Origin of the sequence: Cryobacterium sp. Hz9 (genome assembly GCF_004402825.1) — a bacterium.
GTDB lineage: Bacteria > Actinomycetota > Actinomycetes > Actinomycetales > Microbacteriaceae > Cryobacterium > Cryobacterium gelidum.
Genome location: NZ_SOFC01000009.1, coordinates 63,937 through 89,027 on the forward strand (window position 1 = coordinate 63,937; position 25,091 = coordinate 89,027).

Genomic DNA, 25,091 nt, shown 5'->3' on the forward strand with positions numbered 1-25,091 from the left:
TCGGCGCGCGCGTGACGGAGGGCACCAGACGATCCTCGTGAGCGTATTCGTCACCGGTGAGACGCAGCCTGCCCCGTCCGGTCAGGCCAAGGGACCATCCTTCGTCAGCTAACGGACCTTCGACTGAATCGCGGCCCTATGCGCCTAGACCGCCCGGAAAACGGAGATCTACCCATATGAGATGCTCAAAAATCAGCGGACTCCACGCGCTGGCAGCGTAGCCGACTCCGAACTGCGAACGGGCGCACCGACCAGCCACGCGCGGCACTCACAGCACCGTTGACACGCGCGCAGCCGTAGCGGAGCATGAGGGAAATGAAAGTTGAGATCGACATGCAAAAGAAGTCGCTCCCCGCACTCGTGCGTCACCATCTCAATCACGCACGGGACGCCTCCAGTGGTCGCAGCGCGGAGACCGTGTACGGCGGCCACGTACACGTCCTCCGGCAAACGCTGATCGCTCTCCGTTCCGGGCAACGCCTCGGAGAACACGACAACCTGGCTGAAGCGACCGTGCAGGTCCTCGAGGGGCGGGTCATTCTCACCTCGGGTGGCGCATCATGGTCTGGATGGCGCGGGGACCTGATCACGATGCCGCCGGGCCGCAACTCGCTGGAGGCCGTCGAGGACGCGGTCATCCTGCTCACCGTAGCCAAACTCATCGCTCCGGCGCGTCGTTCTGAGCCGATTGCACTCGGCCGGCCGACGGCAGATGGAGCCGTTGACGGGACGACCGCGGGGACGGAAACCATCGTGCTCGACGCCCGCACTATCCCGCACGCTATCCGGCACGCGGCCGTCTTCGGGGCGCTCGACGCCGTTGTGCCGGGATTCGCCCTGGACGTGATCGAACCGCACGACCCCCAACGGATGCTGGCGGAACTTCAGCAGAGCCGGCCCGACACTTTCGACGTGAGCTACATCGAACAAGGCCCGGAGTTCTGGCGGGTGCGCTTCAGCCGCGCCTGACCCTCAGCAGGACGGCTGCGAGGGACTGCTCCGCTGGTGTGACGTGTCCGAGGCAGCCTAAACGGGTGATGCAGGGTCGCCACGAAAGGTTTGTTTCGTTCCCGGAAGGGAAACCGCGGATTTTAAGAGTCGGCGCAGCATTATTCGAGCATGCGGTTATGCGACGCAGTTATGAGAATCGGTGCGCCGCACGACTCCGGCGAACCCGGCGGGAGCCAAGACACGGACGTGAGACGACGCATATCCCTGGGGATGGGCGACAGGTTGGCGGGCTCCTGGGATCGCTGCATGTTTCTCCACAGGTTTCGTCCGTACTCCACCTGCTCAGGCCGCCGTGAGGGCCATTTTTATTGTCGCAAACTCGATCGGGGTGAGTTTGCCGAGGCGGCGTTGCCGGCGCATGACCTCGGTTTTCTTCAGCCAGTTCGCCAGGCAGGATTTGAAATTCCGAAGTCTTTCGCGATCTGATTCAGCGGGGCGTCGTACTTCCGGGCGACCGCGACAACATCACGGCGGAACTCGGGTGGGTAGGGCTTGGGCAGGATGACATCTTTCCAGCGAAGACGAATTTCCGCAGGCCAGGAGTCAACCACACCCGGGGCGGTCCCGATCACTTGAGATGAATCCCGTCGTGACATTGATCTGGACCGCTCGCGGGCGCAGACTACCAATCAGAGCGGAAGAGGGCAGTGTCATGGTGGACAGGATCGGCGACATCTGGGGTACCAGGACGCCCTTTGCCCGAGGCGAGAAGTGGCCGGTGCGTGTTGATCAGAAGTTGGCTGATGGCCTCGGTGAGGACGACGTTGATCGTTGGGTGCAGTCGGCTTGCACGCTGTGCAGCAATGGCTGCGCGTGCGACATCGCGGTGAAAGACGGGCAGATGGTCGGAGTGCGGGGTCGAGCCATCGACACCGTCAATCATGGGCGACTCGGGCCGAAGGGCCTCTTCGGCAGTTGGCAAGGTATGTCGAACGGCGACCGTCTGACTCGTCCGCTCATCCGGATGGGTGGCGAGTTGGTCGAGACCGACTGGGACACAGCGATGTCCCGGATCGTCGAGCGAAGCAGGCAGCTCTTGGCGGACAAGGGTCCGCTGAGCCACGCGTTCTATACCAGCGGCCAATTGTTTCTCGAGGAGTACTACGCGCTGGCAGTTCTCGGCAAGGCTGGTATCGGTACCCCGCACATGGATGGCAACACCCGATTGTGCACGGCGACCGCGGCGGCGGCGATGAAGGAGAGCTTTGGTGCGGATGGCCAGCCTGGTAGCTACGCCGATATCGACGAGTGTGACGCGATGTTCCTGTTCGGGCACAATATGGCTGAGACGCAGACGGTGCTGTGGGCGAGGGTGCTCGATCGGATCGCCGGGCCCGACCGGCCACGTATTGTCTGTATCGACCCGCGTGAGACTGAGGTGGCGCGGGTCGCGGACGTGCACCTTGCGGTGCGTCCAGGGACGAACCAGGCGCTGATGAATGGTCTGATCCGGGAACTGTTCATGAACGGATGGATTGATGAGGCCTACATCGCGGCCCACACCATCGGAGTCGACACATTGCGGGCCGTCGTGGAACCATGGACGCCAGAGGCAGTAGCTGAGACCTGCGGTGTCTCGGTCGACGATGTGCGAGAAGCTGCACAAATTTTCGGCACGAGCGCCCGGGTGCTCTCCACCGTTTTGCAGGGCTTTTACCAGTCGGCGCAGGCAACCGCGGCATCTTGTCAGGTGAACAATATGCACTTGCTGCGAGGAAAACTCGGCGCGCCAGGAAGCGGGGTGCTGCAGATGAACGGCCAGCCCACCGCGCAGAACAACCGGGAGTGCGGGGCGGACGGAGACCTTCCCGGATTCCGCAACTGGGAGAATTCGGAGCACGTCCGCGATCTCGCGACACTGTGGGACGTTGATATTTCGATCATTCCGCACAAGGCTCCACCAACCCATGCGATGCAAATCTTTCGCTATGTCGAGCAAGGCAGCATCGAGTTTCTCTGGATCTCGGCGACGAACCCGGCGGTCTCGATGCCGGAATTGGAACGTATCCGCGCCATCCTCGGCCAAGAGAGCGTCTTCCTCGTCGTGCAGGACCTCTATCTCACCGAAACAGCGCTGTATGCCGATGTCGTGCTGCCGGCCGCGGGCTGGGGCGAGAAAACAGGAACTTTCACCAACGCGGATCGTACGGTGCATCTCTCCGACAAGGCCGTCGAGCCGCCCGGTGAGGCAAGGAGCGACCTGGACATTTTTCTTGATTACTCGGTACGGATGAATTTCCGCACGAAGTCGGGCGCGCCACTCCTCGACTGGGCCGGGCCGGAGGATGGATTCCGCGCTTGGCAGGACTGCAGCCGAGGCCGCCCGTGTGACTACACTGGCATCACCTACACGCGACTTCGAGGTGGAAGCGGCATTCCGTGGCCGTGCAACGACGAGCATCCGGAAGGAACAGTTCGACTTTATGGTGACGGCGTCTTCGCCACCGAGCCAGACGATTGCGAAACGTTCGGCCATGACCTGCTCACCGGTGCCTCGGCCGGTGAGCAGGGGTTCCGTGTGCTGGAGACTCACGGGCGCGCCGTTTTGAGGGCTGCATCCTACGCGCCACCATTCGAAGAGCCGGATGCCGACTTCCCGTTGCGCTACACGACCGGTCGCACGGCGTACCAGTTCCACACTCGCACTCGCACCGGTCGTGCCCGGCAGCTAAACAACGCGGCACCGTCGGCGTGGTTAGAAATCTCGGTGTTGGATGCTGGCCGTCTCGATATCTTGGAGGGTGACACTGTACGAGTCACCTCCCGTCGCGGTGAACTCGTCGTTCCCGCCCGCGTCAGCAATGTGCGCGAGGGGACGGTATTCGCACCGTTTCATTACGGCTATTGGGATTTGGGACGTCCCGGCCCGGATGGTCACCCCACCGCAGCCAACGAACTGACGATGACGGAGTGGGATCCGGTATCCAAGCAGCCCCTGTTCAAAAACGCGGCCGTGCGTGTGGAGAAAGTAGCGGACGGTACCGGGCCGTCCCCGGCTCCAACGACCGCAGCATCCCGGCCTGCAGATTCCGGCGGCGTGCCGGTCACGGTCGGCGGCGAGGACGCCGAGGCACACGAATCAGTATCCCCGATCAAAGTGACCGCCGTCGCACCCGGGCAAGGAAACTGATGCTGTTCCCTGCGTGCCCCGGAATACTGGCGACACCTGATGGGCAAGTCGCAAGTCGCAAGTTCGATTCGGAGGGCGCATTGATCTCGTCTGCTGGCGGTGCGTTTTCCACGTCACGGTGAGCACGCAGACCCTCGTCGATGCCTTCGTTTTCTGGATTAGTGGTAGCCACCTGTTTCGCTAGCGGTGGGGCGACTAATGTCGTGAATGCGAACGTAGTCACACAGGGCTGGTGGCATGGCCATGAATGCTCTGATGGAAGGAACGGGTCGTAGGTGTCCGAAACCGTATCTCAAAAGCGCACCTGGTCCCACCTGCTCTGGGCTCTTCCGATTCCAGTGGCTGTGAGTTCGGTCCTGCTAATCAGCGCGCTGTGGGACTTCTGCGGAATCAACGGATGCACAGGTGGCGGATTCGGAATCAGTCGGGATATTGGCGGCACGATCGGTAACCTTGCGCCGATCCCATTTCTGATCGGACTACCCATCTTCCTCGTGCCCTGGTCGCCCAAGCGCGGAGTCCGAGTGGTTGTCGCACTCCTGATCGGAGTCGCTTTCGCAGGACTCGGATTCGCAATTCTCGTGTCGATGGCCTCATAACCCAGCGGCACAGATAGCGTCGGGCCGCGACGAGCGTCGACAGGCGGCAGGGAACAGTTTGGCGTGAGCGGCCACGGACCGGTGGTTGGTCTCCACCACGCTGCTGCAGACGGATAGACCTGCGATGTGGGCGGCGGCTCCGGAGCGTGGCCCCGTCGATTCGGGCTGGCCCGGACGACAGCGTCTTCTCGAGAGGATGGCCAGTTTCTGGCGGTTGCATTGCAAAGAGAGAATGGGCTCATTCAAGATGAATGCTCAGCTTGGGCAATCTCGAGTGCCGTTTTGCGATAGCGAGATCGCCAGTTGGCGCGGTCGGCCGCTCTCCTAGCCACCTCGCAGTCATTGAACGAAAGTGTCTCATTGCCAACGTGCCTTAAAACCCATGGGTTGCGAGACATCTCAGCCATCAGAACCACGGCAGGAGAAGAGCGTCAGTGAACCCAAATTGTTCCCAGCCACATTTAGGGTAAGCAAATGAGTGTAAAACTGAGCGCCATGCCGAATGATCGTCTCGGTTCCTGGATCATGAATTCCAGGAAGGCTTACGAGCAGTCACGGCGGAAGGCTGGTGATTCTGCAGAGGTCGCCGCCGAGAAGGCTCGCACATCGTTCGAGACGTCCTTCCCAGAAGGATCACCCGCACTTGGTCACCGCGTCTACGACATTGTGGCGACCGAGACGGAATCGGCAGCTCAGGTCGTGGGTTTCCTCTGGATCGCCCCTCTGGCGGAGGGATCAGACGCTTGGTGGGTCTTCGATATTGCTGTTGACGAGTATCATCGCGGTGCCGGCTACGGCCGGGCTGCCATGCAATTAGCGGAGAAGGCTGCCTCAGAGAACGGTGCTGCCACTCTTGGCCTGAACGTGTTCGGCTACAACACGGTTGCTCGTGGACTCTATGACTCGCTCGGCTACGAGACCACCGCCGTACAAATGCGCAAAACCGTTTAGTGCTTCTTACCCTTGCACTTAGCCGTCAGGACAACATTCACGAGACACAGGGTTGGCCGGTCCACATGGGCGTCTGCAATGAAGCTTTGGATAGCAGCGGCAGCAGGCAAGCTCAGGTTGAGCATCCTCGTCGTCGCCCCAATCGTGCGCGCCTACCTGCAATCCCGGAGCGGTCGTCTTCACGATGGTGCTCGGGGTTTGTCTTGGACTAATATCATCAGTGGTCTGGGCAGTTGGCGTACGTATCATCTACGCCATGGACAAGCCCAGCGTGGCATCTCCGAGCATTGGACTTGAACTGTACGTTGCCACAGTCGGTGGCCTTTTGTTGAGTGTGGTCGCCGTTGTCGCCGTGAGCGGTGAAATAGCGTGGCTGGCCCTGGACCGGCCAGGCCGCCGTTCAGGGGACTAGTAGTTCCGCAAGTGATCCCTATTGGCGCACGCATCTCGAGCACACTACGAGGCGGGTGTCGGACGGCCCGGGTTACCAGCGGCGGGCTGAGGAGGCGGAGATGATCGTGAGCAGCGCGTCCCGCATCGCGTCCGCGTTCTCGAGCTCGGGAAAGAGGTCGGCCTCGAGCGTGCGGGACTTCTCCCAGACGGCGGTGCCGGCATCCGTTCTGACCACGGAGTGTCGCCGGGCGTCGTGCTCGTCCCGGGTGCGCACGACGTAGCCCTCGCGCTCGAGTCGTTCGAGGGTGCGAGACATGGTCTGCGTCTGCACGCGGGCGGCATGTGCGAGTTCGGTCTGGCTGAGCGGCCCCGAGCCGAGCAGGTGCAGTGCGACCATGCCGGCGTGGGTAAGTCCCAGCTGGTCCAGCGCCTCCACCCAGGCGTGTTCGACCAGCCGCGCGGCGGTCGAAAGCAGGCGTCCGGTCGGCCAGCTGGCCATGGACTCCTGCAATGGCGCCGGTCTCGGCCTCTGGTCCGCCGGGGGTTTCGGATCAGGTGTGGTCATGCCCCTAATCTAGTGCTAGCGTCAACTAATCAGCTAGCTGATTACTAGGAGACTGAGATGAAACTGAGCAACGATCGTCTGCGCCAGACCGTGGTGCTGGTCAGTGCGATCCTGGCCATCGTGGGATCGTTCATCGGTTCGGGCGCCGCCGGCGGAACCCCGATCCAGAACGCGTCGGGCGGGGCCTTGGCCGCCGACGCGACCCCGATCGCCCCCGACGGCCCGGCATTCGGCATCTGGACGCCGATCTACCTCGGCCTTATCGCCTACGCCATCTGGCAGTTCCTGCCGGCGCAGACAACGGATGCCCGGCAGCGCACCCTCGGCTACCCGGTCGCCGCGTCGCTGGTCCTGAACGCGGCCTGGATCCTCAGCATCCAGTTCGATCTGCTCGCACTCAGCGTCCCCGTGATCGTGCTGCTCCTGGCAGTGCTTATCCGGGCGTTCCAGCTCACCCTCGCCTCGCGGCCGAAGAACCTGGTCGAGACGATCGTCGCCGACGGCACGATCGGCCTGTACCTGGGCTGGGTCAGCATCGCTACCGCGGCGAACGTGACGGCCGTGCTCGTCGCCGCCGGCTTCGGCGGCTTCGGCGTCAGCCCGGACGTCTGGGCAGTCGCGGTGATCGCGGTGGCCGGTCTGGTCGGCGTGCTGATCGCCCTCTCCGGGCGTGGCCGGCTCGCCCCCTCCGCATCCCTCTGCTGGGGACTCGCCTGGATCGCCGTCCCCCGCCTCACGGGCACTCTTCTTTCCACCCCGGCCGCGATCGCGGCCCTCGTCGCGGTGGTCGTCATTCTCACGGTCACCGTCACCATTCGCATCCGAAGCTCCTCCACCACGTCAACGCGAGGATTGGTAGCCGCATGACCAGCACCGCCCCCACCGCACCCTCGGCCCGCCGTCGCTGGGCCGGCCTCGTCTTCATCAGCATCGCGGTCGCCCTGATCATCGTCGACTCGACGATCATCAACGTCGCCATCCCCTCGATCGTGGATGACCTAGGCATCACGTCGACCCAGGTGCAGTGGGTGCAGGAGAGCTACACGCTCGTCTTCGCCGCGCTCCTGCTCGTGTTCGGCACGCTCGCTGACCGCTTCGGGCGCCGCCGCATCCTGGTGCTCGGCGTGATCGTCTTCGCCACGGCATCCGTCTTCGCCGCGTTCTCCCAGTCGGGCGACCTGCTGATCCTGGCCCGGCTGATCCAGGGCGTCGGCGGCGCGATGGTGCTGCCGACCACCCTGTCGATCATCAACGCCACCTTCCGTGGCCGGGACCGCGGCATCGCGTTCGCGATCTGGGGCTCGACCATCGGTGGCATGGTGGCCGTCGGCCCGCTGCTCGGCGGCTGGCTCACCACTTACTTCTCCTGGCGCTGGGCGTTCGGCATCAACGTGCCCCTCGGCATCGTCATCATCGTCGGCGTGCTGGTCTTCGTAGTCGAATCCCGGGATGCCGGGGAGCCCCGCCGCGTCGACGTGGTCGGTGCCATCCTCTCGGTCATCACCAGCGCCTCGCTCGTCTTCGGGTTGATCGAGGGCCGCACCTACGGCTGGTGGCTCACCAACAACGCCCCGACGTTCGGCGACTGGACCTGGCCGTACTCCGGATCGATTATCCCGTTCGTCTTCCTGCTCACCATCGTTTCCGGGATCGCCTTCGTCGCCTGGGGGCGCTACCGGCAGCGGGCCGGGCAGACCACCCTGCTCGCCTTCTCGCTGTTCGCGATCCCCTCGTTCCGCAACGGCAACATCGCCGCCATGATCGTGTCGCTCGGCGAATTCGGCATCATCCTCTCGCTGCCGCTCTGGTTGCAGAACGTGCTCGGCTATGACGCACTGCAGACCGGTTTCGTGCTGCTCGCCCTCGCGCTGGGCTCGTTCGTGGCCAGCGGGCTGTCGGGCGCGTTCGGCAATAAGACCTCGCCGGAGACGATCGTGCGCATGGGCATCGTCGCGGAGATCATCGGTGTCACCGGGCTCGGCATTGTCATCACCGCGGAAGCCACCTGGCTGGTGGTCGTGCCGTTCCTGTTCGTCTACGGGATCGGCGTCGGCCTGGCCACCGCGCAGCTGACCGGCGTGGTGCTCAAGGACGTCCCTGTGGCGCAGAGCGGCCAGGGATCCGGCACCTCCAGCACCGCCCGGCAGATCGGGTCCGCGCTCGGAATCGCGGTGCTCGGCACTGTGCTGTTCACCGCGGTCGGCGCATCGCTCGACGCGAAGTTGTCCTCCGTGCCGGGCCTGCCGGCCCAGACCCAGACGCAAATCGTCGACGCGGTCGTGAACAGTGCCGGCTCCGCGATCCCTGCTTTGGAGGCGCAGAGCCCGGCTGTGGCGGATGCCGCGCGGGAGGCCTTCAGCGACGGCACCCGGTACTCGGCCTTCGCCGCAGCCGGGTTCCTCGTGCTCGGCTTCCTAGCGACGCTGCGGCTCTCCGGAACGGCGCCGCACCACGAGCAGCGCGAAGAGGAAGCGGCCGGCGACAACGTCACGACGGCCCGGACGTCGGGGGAGCCGGTCTAGGTCGTGTCCCCTCAAGTCGGGTGAGGGTTTTTGGCAGAATTGGCACCTGTCTCGTATTGCCGTGTTGTCTGATTCTGAGTGGTCTCTGATTGAGCCGTTGGTGCCGTCGTCGTCCGGTCGTCCGTTTTAAGACCACCGGCGGGTGATGGAGGGCATCATTTACCGTTATCGGGCAGGGAATCCGTGGCGGGATCTGCCGGAGGTTTCAGATATATCGAAGGGTTTCACAACAGTCGGTGCCGGCATTCCGCACTCGGTTGTCGCTAGCCTAAAGACGTCCATTTTGGTTATCACCAGCCAGCATAGGCAGCGAATGAACATCTTTGTTCGGTCTGCCGTCCGAGTATGACATTGCGTAATACCTTGCGGGGAGCATTCACGTGGAGCGGGGCCTGCGCGACCGGTTTCCGGTCGTGCAGGCCCCGCGACAGGTGATTCTCTGTGGACTAGCTCTTTGTGGTGGTGGATCGTTTGAGGCCTGTTATGTTTTCCAGTGATAGTTCGGAGTCGGCGAAGGTCTGATCGTCTGAGAAGGACTTCATGCGCGCGATGCGGTAGATGATCAGGCCGTAGAGGCACTTGGCGAGGATGTCGGCCACGGAGTAGCCGATTTGCAGGCCTACCCAGGCGTCGGATCCGTCAATGCCGATGCCGGGCAGTAGGTAGGCGATCGGGTAGACGCCCCAGGTGGCTAGCAGCAGCAGTCGCAGCAGGCTGATGGTCTTGCGCACCGTGGCGGGCTGACGTTCCAGCGATCGAGTGAGTTCGACGAAAAGCACGTAGAGGATGTATGCGAACGGGATCGAGGACAGCAGGCCGAAGATGCCGCGGGTGAGGTTGTCGCCGGCCATTTCGCCGGGGTAGCCGAGGGCGATCATGAGGGCGGCGGCGGGAATCAGCCGTGTGAGCAGGCTGGTCTGCACTTTACGCGCCAAGGCCAGAACGGCCACGAGCTCAAGCAGCAGCAGCGGCACGGTCAGCAGCCAGTCGACGTAGCGGTAGCCCTCGTTGAAGGATGCTCCGGCGACTTGGGCATAGTTCCCGCGGCCGCCGACGGCTTCTGTAACGAACGCTTCGGTGAAGGAGTTGAAGATGCGGAAGTAGTGGTACGCCGCAATGCCACAAACGATGGCCGCAACGGTCATCGCCTGGCGGTAGCGCGGAAGTACTCGCGGTAGGCAGATGACCAGAAAAAGAGACGTGAACAACTGCGAAGCGATCACGAGGGAGAACATGTTGTAGATGGTGTCGTACTGGGTCTGGGTCAGGGAGTCAGGTATCAAGTTGTCCTCTGCTGTTCACGAGCATTCGCTAAAATTAAGACGTTTAGACTGAGAATAAATAAATAAATAACTAACCAAGTTATGCATCACAACATACTCCCGCTAACGGCAGTTTTCCAACAGCTCCGGACGGATTCTTAGAAATCCTAGCCAGCGTCGGGTTTCTCGCTAGGCTATTTTGTAAATCACTTAATCTGCACCCGTGCACGAAATCGAGTGCGAAGGAGCACGGATGATTGATGCCGCGGACGCTGACCTCGTAATATTGGGCGCGGGCTTGTCCGGGCTCACTTTGGGGGCCCGGTTGGCTCGGGAGCGTTCCGGCCCGCGCGTCGTGCTGCTAGAACCTCGCACGGCCTATCGAGACGATCGCAGTTGGTGTTTTTGGCGACCGGAACAGCATGATCTGTCGCATTTGGTCTCGCGACGTTGGAAAACATGGACTTTTTCCGATGCGGCGGGCTTGACCGTTCGACACCAGGTGCCGGGGCTGGCTTACCAGTACGTCCGGGGCAGCGATTTTTACGCGAGCGCGCAGGCCGACATTGCCGAGTCGCCGCGGGTCGATCTGCGCCTCGGGGTGCGTGCCAGCACGGTTACGGCGGTTTCGGGCGGCGTTCGGGTGGAGACCAGCGCGGGCACGCTGTTGGCGCGTCAGGTGATTGATACCCGGCCCCGGCCCTCCGCGGCGATGCTGTACCAGAGCTTCGTGGGCCTCGAACTGGAACGTGACCGTCCGCTGCCATTCGACCCTGGCGAGGTGACGCTGATGGGGTCCCTCGCGTCCGACGCCGAGGGCTTACGTTTTGTGTATGCCTTGCCACTGGGACCGAACCGCGCGATCGTGGAGTGGACGCGATTCGGCACGGCGCCGATCAACCGGGACCGATTAATCCTCGAGCTGGATCAGGTGCTTACCGAGCTCGGCTTGGCTGACGCCCGCCGGGTGAGAAGCGAGGGCGGCGTGTTGGCCATGGGACTAGGCCGCCAGGCCGCGCCGCCGATCGCTGGCGTGGTGCATGCGGGAAACGCTGGCGGTGCGCTGCGGGCCGCTTCGGGCTACGGGTTCTTGCGCATTGCACAATGGGCCCAGCTGTGCGCGGAGCGCCTGCTCGCGGGACGAGAGGCCGTGGGACACCCGGAAGAACCTCGACTGCGACGCACCTTCGATCGCATTTTTCTGCAGGCCGTTCGGGCGCACCCGGAACGCACCGCAGAGTATTTTCTGGCCCTCGCCCGCGGCGTTCCCCCAGCCGCACTCGTGCGTTTCCTCAGTGACGGTGCGCGGGCCGAAGACTACGCGCGCATCATCTCCAGCCTGCCGTGGAGCCCCTTCATCGCCCAGCTGGCCGCGCCCACCGTATTCAGCCCGGCACCGACCGCGCCGGTGGCCGCGGCCGCCACCGCGACGCCAGGCACGAGCACGAGCGGGCAGTGATGGCCGGCCAAGCAGCTCCGTCTCATGCGAGGTCCGCCCGCGTCAGGCCGCGGCGGCGTCGGGCGCCCGTCGAGACGGTCGTGTTCGCCAGCCTCGCCCTAGTCACCTTGGTCGTGCTCGGGTTGGGCCTACCACTGCCCTCGCTCACGGTTCAGGTCGTGCTCCTGGGCGTGCTGGTCGGAATTCTGGGCCTGCCCCACGGCGCCCTCGATCCGCTGATCGCGCGCCGTGCCGGACTGTGGCGCACCCCACTGGGCTTCGCAGGGTTCAACATGGCCTACATTCTCGTCGTGGTCGGCGTTGTGTTGCTTTGGCTGATCGCTCCAGTGGCGAGCCTGGTCACGTTCCTGCTCGTGTCTGCTTTGCACTTCGGGTCCGATTGGAATGCCGATCGGGCGCCCTGGCTGCGGTTTCTCGCCGGGTTCGGACTGCTCAGTGTCCCGGCGCTGTCCCATCCCGCGCAGGTGAGTGCCGCCTACGTGGTGCTGGCCGGAGACGGAGGCGCGATAGTGGCCAACGTGCAAGAGTGGCTGGGGCCGCTCGCCCTGGCCAGCTTGCTGCTCGCAGCCTTGGTCGCCCTGCGACGTCGGGCGCACGAAAGCATCGAAATTCTGCTCGCGACCGTTCTCGCCCTCGCAACAGAGCCGCTGGTCTTCTTTCTGCTGTACTTCTGCGCGCTGCACAGTTTTCGGCACCTGAAAGCGGGGTTCCACGCCGAACGTGACGGTGGACGGTTGTCGGCCCTGATTGTGGTGGTCTATACCGTGGTGCCCATCCTCATGGTGAGCGCGGTGCTGGTCTGGCTCGGCCCCGACGGCACCCTGAGCGAGCAAATTCTGCAGGTGGTGTTCATCGGTTTGGCGGGGCTAACCGTGCCGCACATGATCGTGGTGACGCACGAAAATCGTCACCGCCGGGTGTCAACTGCGGGTCAAGCCTTTCACTTTCGCAACCCGTGACGACATCGAGCGGCACCTCACGGCCATCACAGACGACACGGACCTAACGCGCAAAGTTCGGTCAGTCCAGAAGACGTCGAGCAATTCGATAGTCATATCGGACGAGCTGATAGCTGCCATTCGTCGCGGGGTCTAAAGGCTCTACCCCCGATAAGGTGATGCCGCGCTCCTCAGCCTCCCTGAATTAGATCAACGATCTCCTGGACGTTGTCGTCTGGCGAGAGAGCGATTTGTACCTGATCGCCCTCTAACGCTTCCATGACCACGACCGCAGCTTGTAGCTCACCCCCAATGCTTATAACCAGGCGCGCCGAATCTCCGGCTCTGGCAGCCTTCTCCGTGAGCGCGTGAAGGACCTCCGCCCCGTCTGCGTTGAACGTCACGTCGACCGCATTCTGTCCACCCCCGGTGACACTGGACTCCTCAACGCCGGCTTGTTCGAATGCGGAGGGGAGCAAAACATTCTCACCGTTGACCGATACACACTGGGAATCCGACCCCTCAGCGCACGTTTCCGATATCGCCAACTCGATCGTTCCCCCGGTACCCGACGATGCCTCGTCGGCGCCAGCAGCAGCGGAGCAGGCACTGAGCGCCAACACGGCAAGTATGACCACAGAGAGCCTGGGTAATCGAGAAGTCATGAATGTCCTTCCTCGTGGCAGGAGCTGAATACTGACACTGCTCCTAGTTGCGACCCTAGGGGACAGGGCAGACAAGCACCAGCGTCTCGTGGTTGTGGGCTCAAGCTGCCACTGCGGTGTCGGCCACGTGTCTCGTGAAGTGTCTGCCCCGCCGTACAGGCAGGCTGCGTCCACTTTGGGCAGCCCAAGCGCACGGACCGAAAATCGCGAACTGTACCAAACCCTCCTCGAAGGTGCCGGTCTCGAAGAAGCCGAGGAGCAGGCTACCTCGGAAGCTCGTCAGTTCAGGCGCGTTGTGGGCGGAATGCCGTGACGCATCCGCGTTACGAATGCGTTCTTGCCTGGTTCAGGCGGTGACGAGATGCGTCAGCATTGCGTGGTCGCCGACGCCGGGGCCCGCCCTTTCGAGGACGGCGAGCGATGTACGCGTGGCCCACGCTGTGTGAATGACATGGTGCATTCGCACTGAGACCGGCCTCACCTGCAACTTGTGGCAATCAGATGATACATAAGTGTATTGTCTAGGTGATACAGAGTCGAGAGGTGTCGAGATGACTTGGTTTTACTTTGTGGTACTGGGCCCGGTGTTCGCGGTCCTTCTCGCCCTGGCGTGGTGGCTGATTTGGGGGCGTAAGAGGCAGCTATCCGGCGGCGGTGTGGGCGCGTTCACTGTGGCGGCCGGCTTGCTTCTTAGCGGCGGTAACGTTGTTTTGCTGCTGCTAGGTACCGGGCTGTTTCCGCTACAGCTGCCGCCTGAATACTGGGTCTGGTTTCAGGACTACCGATTCACGGCCCCACTCCTGCTCGGGATCGTCGGGATGGTGCTTCTCGCTTTTCCGGTTCAAGGTCGAAGCGGGCGGGGCGTTGCGGATCTCACTCCGCGGACGCCGCTAAGTTTTGCGCGAGGCTGGTGGTTTGTCGCCCCTGCCCTGCTTCTAGCGCTCATCCTCAGCGTCACCGTCACGGCCGGTGCCGCGTCCCAGCCGGACCCCAGCACAGGCCGCTACACGATGTACTTTGTGGAGCTTGGAAGCGAACGTGGAATGGGCTCGAGTATCTACGGGTGGTACAACTCCGTACCGTGTCTGATCCTGATCGGCGTCCTGATCATTGTCGCCAGCGTGGACCTGGTGCTCGTCGCGCGACCCACACTGGCCCCCAACCGCGAGCACGACGTTCACATTCGAAGGGTTCGCACAGGCAACGTTCTCGCGATCGGAACCAGTGCGCTGCTCACGCACCTCGGGTTCATACTCAGCTCACTCGCCGGGACCGTGTCAATAACATCCTCGTTCCCGACGTCGGAGGGAAGTGTGACGTTCTGGACGACGTTTGCTGGGCTACAGCCGGTGTTGATCGGCGCATCCGCTGTCGCCGCGGCGCTCGGGTTAGCGCTGTGCGTCGCTGTCGTCCTGTCAGCGATTCCGTCGCGGCGGTGGGCACCGGCCAGGGCCACAACACGATGATCATCTTGTCCGGATCTGCTCCGCCCACCGAGCAGATCCGCGATCAAATCCGCGGACTGGTCGCGTCGGGTCGACTCGCAGCCGACGAGCGCCTTCCCTCGGTCCGTCAGCTCGCGAAGGACCTCGGCGTCGCCCCCGGCACCGTGGCAAAGGCGTACAAGGCGCTCGAAACCGAGGGCTACCTCACAGCCCGTACCGGTGGAGGCACCCGTGTGAGCCGAAGCGCCACGACAATACCGCGGCCAGTGTTGGAAGCCGCCCGGCAACTCGCCGCGACCAGCACCCAGGCTGGCACGGGGCTGGACGACACCATCCGTATCCTCCGTGCAATCTGGCCCGAGCAGTCAATCCAGGCCGAAACACCGGACGCGTTGAGGGCGCCCTGAGCGAGCCACCCGGGAAATATCTCATGCCTCGTTGATCGTTCCCGATGCGGAATGAAGCCAGAGTTGTCAATTGACCGCTCGGATGTGGCGGTCGCCGGTTCCGGTGCTCGCCCGACTCTGTCGGTCGTGGCTTTCTCGCGTCCGGTCACAAGTGCGACGCAGCGATTCAGAAGCACGTGACGCAGGCCCACCATGCGGTGTTGGCCGAAGTTCTTGCCTACAGGAAGCGCGAGGTTGCGGCGACGAGGACCGGCACAACAGCGCAGGGCGGCGCCGTTGAAAGTTGATGTGACCGGCCTGATCGCGTTCGTGTCGCTGCGGAAGCCGTTTCCCCCATGCGAGCATCCAAATCTCTTGGTTTGGAACCGGGAGTTGGTGACGCGGACTAGCAGCACTGGGCAAACTCGATCAGATCCAATCTGCCTTATCTCGTGGCCCAGGCTCGCGAGAAAGGGAGCCGCTGCGTTTTTCCCCCCCGCCCGGTTTTGTAGACTTCTGCCGCAATAGTCAGGTCCTCCCACGACATTCCAGAGCTCTTGAATATACGTGGTCGGGTGCGATCGACCTCAGTTTCCCGGACGATGATCTGCCGCATTGAGACGAGCGAGTCGGCGAGGGCCAGACCTTCTCCGATTGGAATTATCAAGTCCCCCGCCTCGCGCAGGGCAACCGTAGCGTCTTCAACCACGATCTGTCCGCGAGCGACGAGTGCAGAAGGCAACTCGCGAGCGTCAGGTTCGTGCGAGCCGACGGCGATCGTGCATGAATCGTCAGGAACCAGCAGGCCGTCAAACAATGGCTCCCTGGCGGTTGTCGCGCACACGATCATCTGGGCGTCGCGTACGTCGTCCGCGGTGCCGACGCAGGCGGCGAGACCAGTCGCCTCGATTCTCGCCATCAGCTGGTCGGAACGCTCCTGGTTGCGGGCGACTATGGTGACTTCGCCTATCGAACGGATCGACCGGAGGGCTTGGATATGGCCCCAGGCCTGCGGGCCGGACCCGAAGACCACGAGGTTCTCGATCACGGCGGGCGCGAGAAGGTCCGCGGCCGCGGCGGAAACTGCTGGAGTGCGCAAAGTCGTTAGCGCTGAGCCGTCGAGGAGGGCAACCGGGCTGAGTGTCTCAGCATCCATCAGCACGTAGATCCCCTGGATGCGCTGCCTTCCTATCGCTGGGTTGTTGGGGGCGACGCTGGCTATCTTGACGCCGACGAACTCAGGAGATTCAGTCGGCATGAGGAGCAGTTGACCGTTCTTCAGATCCAGGATGCCGCGGTCGAAGTCGGCCGCCGGGTCGAGTCCGGCTAGTAAGTCGCGCTGGATAGCGCGAACGGCCGCGCCGTAATCGACGCGGGCGAACACCTCGTCGGAGGAGATCCAAGGGGGCGTGCTGGCACTCATCGCAACACCAATCCCGTTCCAACCGGGTCCGACTGGTCAAGGGTGAAGATGTGTTCGCCGGTCTTGTATGCCATTCCTTCTACCTCCGGGATGATCGCGCCGGGTTTTCCGGCAGGGTCGACCGGACGTGCACGGCCGAGGAATCGGGTGCCTACGATCGAGTCGTGGGTGAGCGTCTGCCCGGTGCCGAGACGACCGGAGTCGGCGAGAAGTGCCAGCCGCACCGCGGTGCCTGATCCGCAGGGAGAGCGGTCCACCCGTCCGTCCGCGAACACCGTCACGTTCCGCTGATGGGGACCATCAGCGGTATCACCGAGGTCGTCGAAGATTATCGTGCCGTAAATTCCGCTCAGTCGATCGTCATCCGGATGCTGCGCCAGGTCGATGTCGTTCAGGGCCCACTTGATCTCGCGACCAATTCCGAGCAGCGCGTCATAGTGCTCTGGTTCGACGGACAGGCCGAGCGCCGACGCCTCGACGCAAGCGTAGAGGGCTCCGCCGAAGCCGAGGTCGACTGACACCGACCCGCGGGAGGTCTGCAGCACGACATCGCGGGCGACCGGATACGACGGCACGTTTTCGAAGACCACGCCGGTGACCGCCCCAGCGGTCTGCCGCACGTGAGCGACGACCCGGCCGGAAGGAACGTCGATCGTGACCGGTGTCACTCCTTCCGCCGCCGCCGGGACCCGGCCTGTCGTAACTGCCCAGACGCCGAGCGCGATCGTGCCGTGACCGCAGGCGGTCGAGAACCCATCCCCGTGCCAGAAGAGAACGCCGAAATCGGCTCCGTCGTCGTCCGGTGGCACGATGAACCCGCCATACATGTCTGCGTGACCGCGTGGCTCCCGGCAGAGGAGCTGTCGGAATGCGTCGATCTCGGTGGAATTCTGCGCAAATATGCGTCGTTCGGCGACCGTTGTACCTTTGATTTCCGGCATTCCGTCCAGCACGATTCGGAAGGGCTCCCCGGCCGTGTGGTAATCAATTGCCCGGACAATTGTCATAATATGGCACATACCATGATCGTAACGAGGCCGAGCAGACGTCGCGAGTCCTCCGCGAAGGTCTTGGCCGATCCGCGATGAGAGCGAGTGCACAGTGACCGTCTCCGCCATTCACAAGGTTGAGCAGGGGGTAAGCCTGCGCGGTCGCATCGGTGAATCCCTGTCTGCAGCCATCATCTCCGGCGAGCTTGCACCAGGCACCCTCGTCTCCGTGCCCACCCTCGCCGCCCAATTCGAGGTGTCTGCCACGCCCGTGCGTGAGGCGATGCTCGACCTCGAGCAGCGGGGATTTGTCACCTCGGTTAAGAACAAGGGTTTCCGGGTTACCGAAGTCAGCGAACATGACCTTCGGGAAATCGTCGAACTGCGCCAGCTCCTCGAAGTTCCGGCGATGCGCTCGCTCGCTTCGGACTTCCCCATCGCGACGCTTCCCACGTGGCGGACCATGGCTGCGGAGATCACTGATTATGCCGATAGCTCCAACCTCAGCGGATTCATCGAGCGCGACCGCGATTTTCACCTCGGCCTACTTGAGTTGTACGGCAACAAGCGACTCGTCGACGCGGTGCGAGAACTGCGGCAGCAAACCCGCATGGTCAACCTGGTCCGTATGCGGGAAAGTAATAAGCTGCACGATTCCGCTCAGGAGCATCACGAGATGCTCGATCTCCTGGAGAAGGGAGACGGCGAGGCCCTCGAGAAGCTCATCATTGTTCACCTTAGCCACGTCGTCAGTTGGTGGTCCGGGGCGATCGCTAGGCAGTGATCGGTCTTCTCCATTCCCCTGTGGGGGCGAGGCGCATTCGGGGAATTTTAGGTCGTTGACGGCGCGCTGTGTGCTATGTCATATTGTACTCGTTACCTGGACGTCACCATCAAAGAAGAGGCAGACATGAAATTCGGAAAACGCGGCTCGATACTGCTCTGCATGGCCACAGCGGTACTGCTCACAACTTCGGCCTGTAGTGGCGGCCTGCTCGGCGGTGGAGGCAACGGGGGTGACAGCACGGGCGACTCGGGCCCGATCAAGCTTGGCATGGTCATTCCGATCTCGGGCAGCAGCGCTCCGACCGGTGCGTATATGAAGAACGGCGCCCAGTTGGCCGTGGACGAGATTAACAAGGCCGGCGGAGTGCTCGGTCGTCAGCTCGAGCTAGACGTCGAAGACGAAGCCTGCGACGCTCAGCAGTCCGTGGCCGGCGCCAACAAGGCTGTCTCCAATGGTGTCGTCATCTCGGTCGGCGGATACTGCTCGGGCGCGACCTTGCCGGAGATCCCGATCTTCCAGAAGGCCAACATCCCGATGATCATCCCCGCGGCCAACTCGCAGGATTTGGTCAACCAGGGTGCTAAGAACGTCTTCATGATCAACGGTACGGGCAAGCAGCAGTCCACCGCCGCTCTCGCCTTCATCAAGAAACAAAAGTTCGCCACCGTTGCGCTTGTCGACGACAACACGAGCTACTCCAAGGACATCAACACCGAGACAAAGTCGCAGATAGAGGCAGACGGCGCCGTGAAGGTCGTCCTCAGCACCTCGGTGACCGCCGGGGAGAGCGACTACTCGTCAGTCGTGCGCGACATTATGGGCGCTAAGCCCGCACTCGTCTATTGGACCGGCTATTACCAGGAGGGTGGTCTGATCATCAACCAGCTGAAGAACGCTGGTTTCGCAGGCCAAATCATGGTGGCCGACGGTAGCGTCGACCCGTCACTGGCTCAAATCGCGGGAGCGGGAGCTGACGGTGTCTACGCCACGATGACGCAAACTCCCGACACACTCAAGGGTGCTGAAGACTGGATCGCCAGCTACAAGAAGGCGTTCAACTCTGACCCCGGGCCGTACTCGACCCAGTCCTACGACGCGGTCCGCCTCGCGGCCGAGGCGATCAAGCAGGCCAAGAGCACCGATGGTGCCGCTATCATCACGGCGCTTGAAGCCATCGACGGGTTTCAGATGTTCTCCGGCCCGCTCAAATTCACCGCGGAGCATACGCTGTCCAGCGGCGGATTCGTGATCCTCGTGATCAAGGACGGCAAGTTTAGTCTCGAGGACGACCTGTCCTAAATCCGTAGTGAAGGATGCCGCGGCCGGCTGCTCAATCTGGCTGCGGCATCCATCACCCACGCTCATGGAACGGATTGGCATGATTCAACTCATTTGGGACGGACTCTTCGTCGGTTCGTTCTACGCCCTGATCGCTTTGGGCTACAGCATGGTCTACGGCATCATCAAACTCCTCAACTTCGCGCACGGCGACATCTATATGCTTGGCGCCTTCATTGGTTTTGCCGCTCTCACCTCGGTGGGCGGAATCCCTGCCTCGCTCTCTATCGGCGCGCTGCTGGTCGTAATGTTGGTCAGCATGCTGCTTACCGGCACGGCCGGCGTCCTGATTGAGAGACTCGCCTACCGTCCGCTTCGGGGCGCGCCTCGCCTCGCGGTCCTGATCACCGCGGTTGGAGTCTCGTTCTCGCTTGAGTACGGCATTAGCGCACTTGCAGGGCCGAACCCGCGGGCGTTCCCCATCCGGCTCGAAGGCAACGTCTTCGTCCTGCTTGGGGCCCGCATATCGCTGCCGCAAATCATCCTTATGCTTATTGCCGCGATGCTCATGGTGCTGCTGAACTTTTACGTTGAGAAAACCTCGACCGGGCGGGCAATGCGCGCCATCTCGCTGGACCGCAATGCCTCGCTGCTGATGGGCATCAACGTCAACCAGGTGATCTCTCGCACCTTCTTCATCGGCTCGGCGCTGGCCGGAGCGGCCGGAGTTATGGCAGGCGCCTATTACGGCAAGATCGATTTCCTGATGGGATTCATCATCGGGCTCAAGGCGTTCACCGCCGCGGTCATCGGCGGGATCGGCAACATCAAGGGCGCGATGCTCGGTGGGCTCGTGCTCGGTTTCGTTGAAGCGTTCGGCGCCGAGTGGTTCGGCGGCCAATGGCGCGACGTCTTCGCCTTCGCCGTACTCATCCTCTTCCTGACTCTGCGGCCCACCGGAATTCTCGGACAGCGCGTTACGGAGCGTGTCTGAAATGAGCGAAAACGTCGACACGACCCTCGCGCCCCGGACGACGAGGCCGCCCGCCTCGCCGATCTCTCGGCTTTTTGAAAGCAAGCAGCTCGGCTGGATTGCCCTTGCCATCGCCCTGCTCATCCCGCTTCTGATCGCGACACCGTACTCACTGAACGTGATGACAACTGCGGCGATCTTCGTGCTCCTCGCCTCGGGCCTGAACATCGTGGTCGGCTACTGCGGTCTGCTCGACCTCGGTTACATCGCCTTCATGGCGGTCGGTGCGTACACCGCCGGGATCATCGCCAAGGCCTTCGATTTGCCGCTGATCTTCACGATCCCCGCGGTGATCGTCATGACGGTTTTGGCCGGTCTCATCATCGGTGCGCCAACGCTGCGACTACGCAGCGACTACCTGGCCATCGTTACCCTCGGCTTCGGCGAGATCACCCGCATTACCGCCAACAACCTCTCGATCACTGGCGGTCCGTCCGGCATCTTCGGTATTCCCGGGCTGCTGAAGATTGGCGACTTCGACCTGCAGGAACCGGCCGTGTTCTACTACGTAACCGTTCTCGTGGTCGCCGCTTTTGTACTCGCGGCCGCTCGTTTAGGCAAATCACGACTGGGTAGGGCTTGGCGTTTTGTCCGTGAAGATGAAGACGCCGCGGAGGCTATGGGGATCCACACCTACAAGGTGAAGCTGATGGCCTACATCTTCGGCGCGGTCTGGGGCGGGTTCGGCGGCATCCTGTTCGCCGCGCATCTCTCAGCGGTCTCACCACAGAGCTTCGTTTTTCTCCAGTCGGCGCTCGTGCTGATGGCCGTGGTGCTCGGCGGCATGGGCAACATGCGCGGTGTGGTGATCGGTGCGTTGGTGATCAGCCTGCTGCCCGAGCTGCTGCGTGACCTTTCCACCTATCGGTACCTGGTCTTCGGATTATTGCTGGTCGTGGTGATGGTGTTTCGTCCGCAGGGATTTTGGCCAGCGCGCGGGTACGAGCCCGAACGCATGGGCGATGTCAGCGACCGCAGACTCGCGAAGGGAACGGTTCGTTGACCGTCGTTCTCGAAGTCAGGAACCTTCAGATTGCCTTTGGCGGTGTGAAAGCCGTCGACGGGTTGAGCTTCTCTGTCGACGCGAAGGAGATCATCGCAGTGATCGGCCCGAATGGCGCCGGTAAGACGAGCGCGTTCAACTGCATCACCGGCTTCTACAAGCCTTCCGGCGGGGCCGTGTTGCTCTACGGGCAGAACATTACCGGCAAGCGCCCGGCGGACATCGCGGCGGCCGGGGTGTCGCGTACGTTTCAGAACCTGCGGCTATTCCCTGACTTGACGGTTCTTGACAACGTGCGCGCCGGGATGCACCTGTACGGTGGGCAGAATTGGCTGGACGCTATTCTGCACACCCCTCGCTTCAAACGCAGTGAGGCCGCCTATACGGAGGAGGCCCACCGCTGGCTCGATTTTGTGGGCTATTCCGGCGCCCGCGGGGTCCCCATTCGCAATCTGTCCTATGGTCAGCAGAAACACGTGGAGATTGCCCGGGCGCTCGCGCGCAAGTCTGGGCTGTTATTGCTGGACGAGCCAGCGGCCGGGCTGAATTACACCGAAAAGCGGGATCTGCTTGACCTGTGCCAGCGAATCCGAGAATTGGGTACCGCGATCGTGCTGATCGAGCACGACATGGGCCTGGTGATGGAGCTCTCGGAGCGCATCGTGGTGATGAACTTCGGCAAGGAGATCGCGGACGGCACCCCGGCCGAGGTCAAGGCGAACCCCGCCGTGATCGAGGCGTATCTCGGTAAAGACGATGACGAGGAGGTACCAGCTCGTGGCGATGCTTGAGTTTGACAATGTCGCGGTGTACTACGGCAAAGTGCAGGCGTTGCGCGGCATCAGCCTCACGGTTGAGGAGGGTGAAATCGTCGCCCTCCTCGGCAACAACGGCGCGGGTAAGACCACGACCCTGTCCACGGCCTCCGGGCTGGTTAAGTCGCACAGCGGCCGTGTCTCGTTCAATGGAACGGACATCACCAAGGCGATGCCGTGGAATGTCGTCGGCGCCGGCCTGATCCACGTGCCGGAGGGACGCCGTATTTTCAGCACCATGACCGTGCTCGAAAACCTGCTGCTCGGCGGCTACCTGGTGAAGGACCGCGCCCTCGTCGCGAAGCGGATCGCGCGGGTTTACGAGCTACTGCCGCTTTTGGCCGAGCGCAGCGCCCAGCAGGGCGGAACGCTATCCGGCGGTGAGCAGCAGATGCTCGCCATTGGGCGTGCGCTGATTGCCGGACCAAAGATGCTCATGCTCGACGAACCGTCGATGGGACTGGCCCCGTTGATTGTCGCCCGGGTGATGCAGGTCATCTCCGAGATTCGTGACCAAGGCACGACGGTGCTGCTCGTTGAGCAGAACGCGCGCGCCGCGCTCAAGGTGACCGACCGGGCGTACGTCATCGACGGGGGAACGACCACGATCGAGGGTCGCGCGGTCGACCTCTTGGGCGATTCCCGCATCATTGATGCCTACCTGGGCGCCTGAGGGATGGTAGCCATGTCTGGACAGACTGGGCAATCGGTCGAACTGCACCTCACCGTCGAAGATCAGGCGAAGCTCTCCGGCGCGCTCGGGCCCGGCATGGCAATGGCCATGCGCATCGTCGTGGCGCTAGCGCGCCTCTCGCTCGCGCCGCAGTTGATCGACGTGGAGTCCGCGCACATCGACGGATGCCTCTACCACGGCCAGGCCGGGCTCGACTTTGCCGAGAAACTGGTCGAACTGGGTGCCGTCGTGACCGTGCCAACCACTCTGAACGTCAGTTCACTCGACCTCATGCATCCGGGGCTCGTCCGGCAGGGCCCGGCCGAGACGGCAGCAGCTCGTCGGCTGATGGATGCGTACGTTGCGCTTGGTGCCCGGTCTACCTGGACCTGCGCGCCGTATCAGCTGGGCGGGCGGCCGACGGAGGGTATCGATATCGCTTGGGCCGAGTCGAACGCGATCGTCTTTGCGAACTCGGTGCTCGGCGCCCGCACTGCTCGCTACGGCGACTTCGTCGACATTTGCGCCGCCATAACTGGCCGTGTTCCGCTGGCTGGTTTGCACGTGCCGGAGAACCGAGTTCCGACCATGCAACTGGATTGCTCGGGGATCCCGAGCCGGGTGCTCGACTCCGACGCGGCCTGGGCTGCGCTTGGGTTCGTCGTCGGCCAGCAGGTCGGCGAGAGCGTCTGCATCCTCACCGGACTCGCGCCGGAGATCGCCAACGAGGACCGCCTCAAGGCGCTCGGTGCAACCGCGGCATCAAGCGGCGGGGTCGCCCTCTTTCACATCAAAGGAGTAACCCCGGAAGCGGTCGCAGCCGGCGCCGCGTGGCCAGCCGAGGGGATACTGCGTGTGGAAATCACCCCGACGATGTTGCGGGCGGCCCGCGATGAGTTGACCACCGCCACCATCGGCGATCGCCTCGATGCGGTATCGATCGGTACACCCCACTTCTCGCTGACCGAGTTCGCCAAGTTGGCCGAGATCCTCGACGACGGCGTGCCGTTCCACCCATCGTGCACGGTATGGATCTCCACGTCGCGCGATGTTCTCGCGACGGCCCAAGCGGCCGGGTTCGCGCAGGTCTGCGAGGCGTCAGGCGCGAAAATCGTTGTCGACACCTGTACCTACCTGGTGCCGATCCTCGCCGAGACGGTGCGCACGGCCATGACCACCTCTGGCAAATGGGCCTGGTATGCGCCGGCCAACATGGGTATCAGCGTGATGTTCGGCTCCCTGGCCGAGTGCATTGACTCGGCGCGCGCGGGGCGGGTGATTCGCAGTGAGTCGGCGTGGCAGTGACGCGTCAGTTCGGCAGGTCCGCGCACTCACGCTCTGTGCAGGAGACGGGTTCGGGGAAATTCTCTGGCTCGATGAACCGCTGTCGTTCTGGGGCGGAACGGACCTCGCCAGCGGGGTCATCATCGACGTGCACCACCCGCAGCGCGGGCTCTCCTTGGCTGGTCGCGTGGTCGTTATGAGCGCATCCCGCGGGTCTAGTTCCTCCTCGAGCGTGCTGGCCGAGCAGGTGCGCGCGGGCGTCGGTCCTGTCGCCATCGTGCTGTCGTCCCGCGACCTGATCGTGACGCTCGGTGCGCTCGCGGCAGCCGAGATCTACGGAATCCGGATGCCAATCCTGCTCCTCGATTCGGCCGGGCTTGCCCTGCTGCCGCGGTCGGGACCGGTCGTAGTCTCCGCGACCGACGCCGCAGCATCCGTCAACTGGTCCGTTCCGAGCACGTTGTAGTGTGTAACATATTA

Annotated in this window: 23 protein-coding genes and 1 pseudogene; 18 read left to right on the forward strand and 6 right to left on the reverse strand. The window is 63.0% G+C overall.

All coding sequences use genetic code 11. The annotated features are described in order from the left end of the window. The first annotated feature begins 315 nt into the window (after positions 1-315). On the forward strand, positions 316-969 hold the full coding sequence (locus E3N85_RS17080) for a DUF2249 domain-containing protein (RefSeq protein ID WP_166783847.1): 654 nt from the start codon (positions 316-318) through the stop codon (positions 967-969). A gap of 414 nt (positions 970-1,383) precedes the next feature. On the opposite strand, the pseudogene E3N85_RS03885 reads toward E3N85_RS17080, so the two are convergent. Then, positions 1,384-1,511: pseudogene (locus E3N85_RS03885) on the reverse strand (transposase); the annotation flags it as partial. A 152-nt stretch (positions 1,512-1,663) separates the two neighbouring features. On the opposite strand from E3N85_RS03885, the gene E3N85_RS03890 reads away from it, so the two are divergent. The 3 genes from E3N85_RS03890 (at position 1,664) to E3N85_RS03900 (ending at position 5,691) form a co-directional block, all read left to right on the forward strand. Further along, on the forward strand, positions 1,664-4,141 hold the full coding sequence (locus E3N85_RS03890) for a molybdopterin oxidoreductase family protein (RefSeq protein WP_134459587.1): 2,478 nt from the start codon (positions 1,664-1,666) through the stop codon (positions 4,139-4,141). A gap of 275 nt (positions 4,142-4,416) precedes the next feature. Next, positions 4,417-4,740, forward strand: a complete 324-nt coding sequence (locus E3N85_RS03895; RefSeq protein WP_134459590.1) for a hypothetical protein — start codon at positions 4,417-4,419, stop codon at positions 4,738-4,740. Positions 4,741-5,214: 474 nt separating this feature from the next. Then, positions 5,215-5,691: an N-acetyltransferase gene (locus tag E3N85_RS03900; RefSeq protein ID WP_134459593.1), complete on the forward strand. Its 477-nt coding sequence runs from the start codon at positions 5,215-5,217 to the stop codon at positions 5,689-5,691. Between the two features lie 484 nt (positions 5,692-6,175). On the opposite strand, the gene E3N85_RS03905 is transcribed toward E3N85_RS03900, so the two are convergent. Beyond that, positions 6,176-6,583: a MarR family winged helix-turn-helix transcriptional regulator gene (locus E3N85_RS03905; protein ID WP_134459751.1), complete on the reverse strand. Its 408-nt coding sequence runs from the start codon at positions 6,581-6,583 to the stop codon at positions 6,176-6,178. Between the two features lie 123 nt (positions 6,584-6,706). Between E3N85_RS03905 and E3N85_RS03910 the strand changes: the two genes are divergently transcribed. Together E3N85_RS03910 and E3N85_RS03915 are read left to right on the forward strand one after the other, a co-directional pair. After that, entirely contained in the window at positions 6,707-7,516 is an 810-nt protein-coding gene (locus tag E3N85_RS03910; protein ID WP_134459595.1) for a TspO/MBR family protein, read from the forward strand. Then, on the forward strand, positions 7,513-9,171 hold the full coding sequence (locus tag E3N85_RS03915) for an MFS transporter (RefSeq protein WP_134459597.1): 1,659 nt from the start codon (positions 7,513-7,515) through the stop codon (positions 9,169-9,171). The genes E3N85_RS03910 and E3N85_RS03915 overlap by 4 nt, the downstream gene beginning before the upstream one ends. A gap of 446 nt (positions 9,172-9,617) precedes the next feature. On the opposite strand, the gene E3N85_RS03925 is transcribed toward E3N85_RS03915, so the two are convergent. Continuing rightward, the gene (locus tag E3N85_RS03925; protein WP_198412049.1) at positions 9,618-10,454 is read right to left on the reverse strand and encodes a bacteriorhodopsin-like; all 837 of its coding nucleotides are present in this window, start codon (positions 10,452-10,454) and stop codon (positions 9,618-9,620) included. Between the two features lie 232 nt (positions 10,455-10,686). On the opposite strand from E3N85_RS03925, the gene E3N85_RS03930 reads away from it, so the two are divergent. Then, positions 10,687-11,892: a lycopene cyclase family protein gene (locus E3N85_RS03930; RefSeq protein ID WP_134459603.1), complete on the forward strand. Its 1,206-nt coding sequence runs from the start codon at positions 10,687-10,689 to the stop codon at positions 11,890-11,892. A gap of 80 nt (positions 11,893-11,972) precedes the next feature. Continuing rightward, the gene (locus E3N85_RS03935; RefSeq protein ID WP_166783848.1) at positions 11,973-12,851 is read left to right on the forward strand and encodes a Brp/Blh family beta-carotene 15,15'-dioxygenase; all 879 of its coding nucleotides are present in this window, start codon (positions 11,973-11,975) and stop codon (positions 12,849-12,851) included. A gap of 170 nt (positions 12,852-13,021) precedes the next feature. On the opposite strand, the gene E3N85_RS03940 is transcribed toward E3N85_RS03935, so the two are convergent. Beyond that, entirely contained in the window at positions 13,022-13,495 is a 474-nt protein-coding gene (locus tag E3N85_RS03940) for a hypothetical protein (protein ID WP_134459608.1), read from the reverse strand. A gap of 551 nt (positions 13,496-14,046) precedes the next feature. Between E3N85_RS03940 and E3N85_RS03945 the strand changes: the two genes are divergently transcribed. Further along, a complete protein-coding gene (locus E3N85_RS03945; RefSeq protein WP_134459611.1) occupies positions 14,047-14,961 on the forward strand; it encodes a hypothetical protein in 915 nt (304 codons plus the stop codon). Further along, the gene (locus E3N85_RS03950) at positions 14,958-15,347 is read left to right on the forward strand and encodes a GntR family transcriptional regulator (protein ID WP_134459614.1); all 390 of its coding nucleotides are present in this window, start codon (positions 14,958-14,960) and stop codon (positions 15,345-15,347) included. Before E3N85_RS03945 ends, E3N85_RS03950 begins: the two co-directional genes overlap by 4 nt. A 424-nt stretch (positions 15,348-15,771) precedes the next feature. Here the strand turns inward: E3N85_RS03950 and E3N85_RS03955 are convergent, their stop codons facing one another. Beyond that, on the reverse strand, positions 15,772-16,749 hold the full coding sequence (locus E3N85_RS03955) for an ornithine cyclodeaminase family protein (protein ID WP_134459617.1): 978 nt from the start codon (positions 16,747-16,749) through the stop codon (positions 15,772-15,774). Beyond that, the gene (locus E3N85_RS03960) at positions 16,746-17,756 is read right to left on the reverse strand and encodes a proline racemase family protein (protein WP_134459620.1); all 1,011 of its coding nucleotides are present in this window, start codon (positions 17,754-17,756) and stop codon (positions 16,746-16,748) included. Before E3N85_RS03960 ends, E3N85_RS03955 begins: the two co-directional genes overlap by 4 nt. A gap of 94 nt (positions 17,757-17,850) precedes the next feature. Here E3N85_RS03960 and E3N85_RS03965 point away from each other — a divergent pair, with 94 nt between their 5' ends. From E3N85_RS03965 to E3N85_RS04000, 8 genes are all read left to right on the forward strand, one after another. Beyond that, on the forward strand, positions 17,851-18,522 hold the full coding sequence (locus E3N85_RS03965; protein WP_134459623.1) for a GntR family transcriptional regulator: 672 nt from the start codon (positions 17,851-17,853) through the stop codon (positions 18,520-18,522). Between the two features lie 126 nt (positions 18,523-18,648). Then, on the forward strand, positions 18,649-19,824 hold the full coding sequence (locus E3N85_RS03970) for a branched-chain amino acid ABC transporter substrate-binding protein (RefSeq protein WP_134459626.1): 1,176 nt from the start codon (positions 18,649-18,651) through the stop codon (positions 19,822-19,824). A 79-nt stretch (positions 19,825-19,903) separates the two neighbouring features. Beyond that, on the forward strand, positions 19,904-20,797 hold the full coding sequence (locus E3N85_RS03975) for a branched-chain amino acid ABC transporter permease (RefSeq protein ID WP_134459629.1): 894 nt from the start codon (positions 19,904-19,906) through the stop codon (positions 20,795-20,797). Between the two features lies 1 nt (position 20,798). Beyond that, entirely contained in the window at positions 20,799-21,839 is a 1,041-nt protein-coding gene (locus E3N85_RS03980; RefSeq protein WP_134459632.1) for a branched-chain amino acid ABC transporter permease, read from the forward strand. A gap of 44 nt (positions 21,840-21,883) precedes the next feature. Then, positions 21,884-22,630: an ABC transporter ATP-binding protein gene (locus E3N85_RS03985; protein ID WP_241978291.1), complete on the forward strand. Its 747-nt coding sequence runs from the start codon at positions 21,884-21,886 to the stop codon at positions 22,628-22,630. Beyond that, positions 22,623-23,327 carry an ABC transporter ATP-binding protein gene (locus tag E3N85_RS03990; protein ID WP_174722458.1) on the forward strand — a complete coding sequence of 235 codons (705 nt, stop codon included), beginning with the start codon at positions 22,623-22,625 and terminating at the stop codon, positions 23,325-23,327. The genes E3N85_RS03985 and E3N85_RS03990 overlap by 8 nt, the downstream gene beginning before the upstream one ends. Positions 23,328-23,339: 12 nt before the next feature. Continuing rightward, positions 23,340-24,632: an aconitase X catalytic domain-containing protein gene (locus tag E3N85_RS03995; protein ID WP_134459641.1), complete on the forward strand. Its 1,293-nt coding sequence runs from the start codon at positions 23,340-23,342 to the stop codon at positions 24,630-24,632. Next, positions 24,613-25,077, forward strand: a complete 465-nt coding sequence (locus E3N85_RS04000) for an aconitase X swivel domain-containing protein (RefSeq protein WP_134459644.1) — start codon at positions 24,613-24,615, stop codon at positions 25,075-25,077. Before E3N85_RS03995 ends, E3N85_RS04000 begins: the two co-directional genes overlap by 20 nt. Positions 25,078-25,091 lie beyond the last annotated feature (14 nt).

What these genes read in the sequence shown, in the direction of transcription:
- E3N85_RS03990 (WP_174722458.1), top strand. Translation starts at nt 22,623, where the DNA reads ATGCTTGAGTTTGACAATGTCGCGGTGTACTACGGCAAAGTGCAGGCG.
- E3N85_RS03960 (WP_134459620.1), bottom strand. Translation starts at nt 17,756, where the DNA reads ATGACAATTGTCCGGGCAATTGATTACCACACGGCCGGGGAGCCCTTC.
- E3N85_RS03955 (WP_134459617.1), bottom strand. Translation starts at nt 16,749, where the DNA reads ATGAGTGCCAGCACGCCCCCTTGGATCTCCTCCGACGAGGTGTTCGCC.
- E3N85_RS03975 (WP_134459629.1), top strand. Translation starts at nt 19,904, where the DNA reads ATGATTCAACTCATTTGGGACGGACTCTTCGTCGGTTCGTTCTACGCC.
- E3N85_RS03970 (WP_134459626.1), top strand. Translation starts at nt 18,649, where the DNA reads ATGAAATTCGGAAAACGCGGCTCGATACTGCTCTGCATGGCCACAGCG.
- E3N85_RS03915 (WP_134459597.1), top strand. Translation starts at nt 7,513, where the DNA reads ATGACCAGCACCGCCCCCACCGCACCCTCGGCCCGCCGTCGCTGGGCC.
- E3N85_RS03905 (WP_134459751.1), bottom strand. Translation starts at nt 6,583, where the DNA reads ATGGCCAGCTGGCCGACCGGACGCCTGCTTTCGACCGCCGCGCGGCTG.
- E3N85_RS03980 (WP_134459632.1), top strand. Translation starts at nt 20,799, where the DNA reads ATGAGCGAAAACGTCGACACGACCCTCGCGCCCCGGACGACGAGGCCG.
- E3N85_RS03910 (WP_134459595.1), top strand. Translation starts at nt 6,707, where the DNA reads ATGAAACTGAGCAACGATCGTCTGCGCCAGACCGTGGTGCTGGTCAGT.
- E3N85_RS03995 (WP_134459641.1), top strand. Translation starts at nt 23,340, where the DNA reads ATGTCTGGACAGACTGGGCAATCGGTCGAACTGCACCTCACCGTCGAA.
- E3N85_RS03930 (WP_134459603.1), top strand. Translation starts at nt 10,687, where the DNA reads ATGATTGATGCCGCGGACGCTGACCTCGTAATATTGGGCGCGGGCTTG.
- E3N85_RS03950 (WP_134459614.1), top strand. Translation starts at nt 14,958, where the DNA reads ATGATCATCTTGTCCGGATCTGCTCCGCCCACCGAGCAGATCCGCGAT.
- E3N85_RS17080 (WP_166783847.1), top strand. Translation starts at nt 316, where the DNA reads ATGAAAGTTGAGATCGACATGCAAAAGAAGTCGCTCCCCGCACTCGTG.
- E3N85_RS03945 (WP_134459611.1), top strand. Translation starts at nt 14,047, where the DNA reads ATGACTTGGTTTTACTTTGTGGTACTGGGCCCGGTGTTCGCGGTCCTT.
- E3N85_RS03940 (WP_134459608.1), bottom strand. Translation starts at nt 13,495, where the DNA reads ATGACTTCTCGATTACCCAGGCTCTCTGTGGTCATACTTGCCGTGTTG.
- E3N85_RS03890 (WP_134459587.1), top strand. Translation starts at nt 1,664, where the DNA reads ATGGTGGACAGGATCGGCGACATCTGGGGTACCAGGACGCCCTTTGCC.
- E3N85_RS03900 (WP_134459593.1), top strand. Translation starts at nt 5,215, where the DNA reads ATGAGTGTAAAACTGAGCGCCATGCCGAATGATCGTCTCGGTTCCTGG.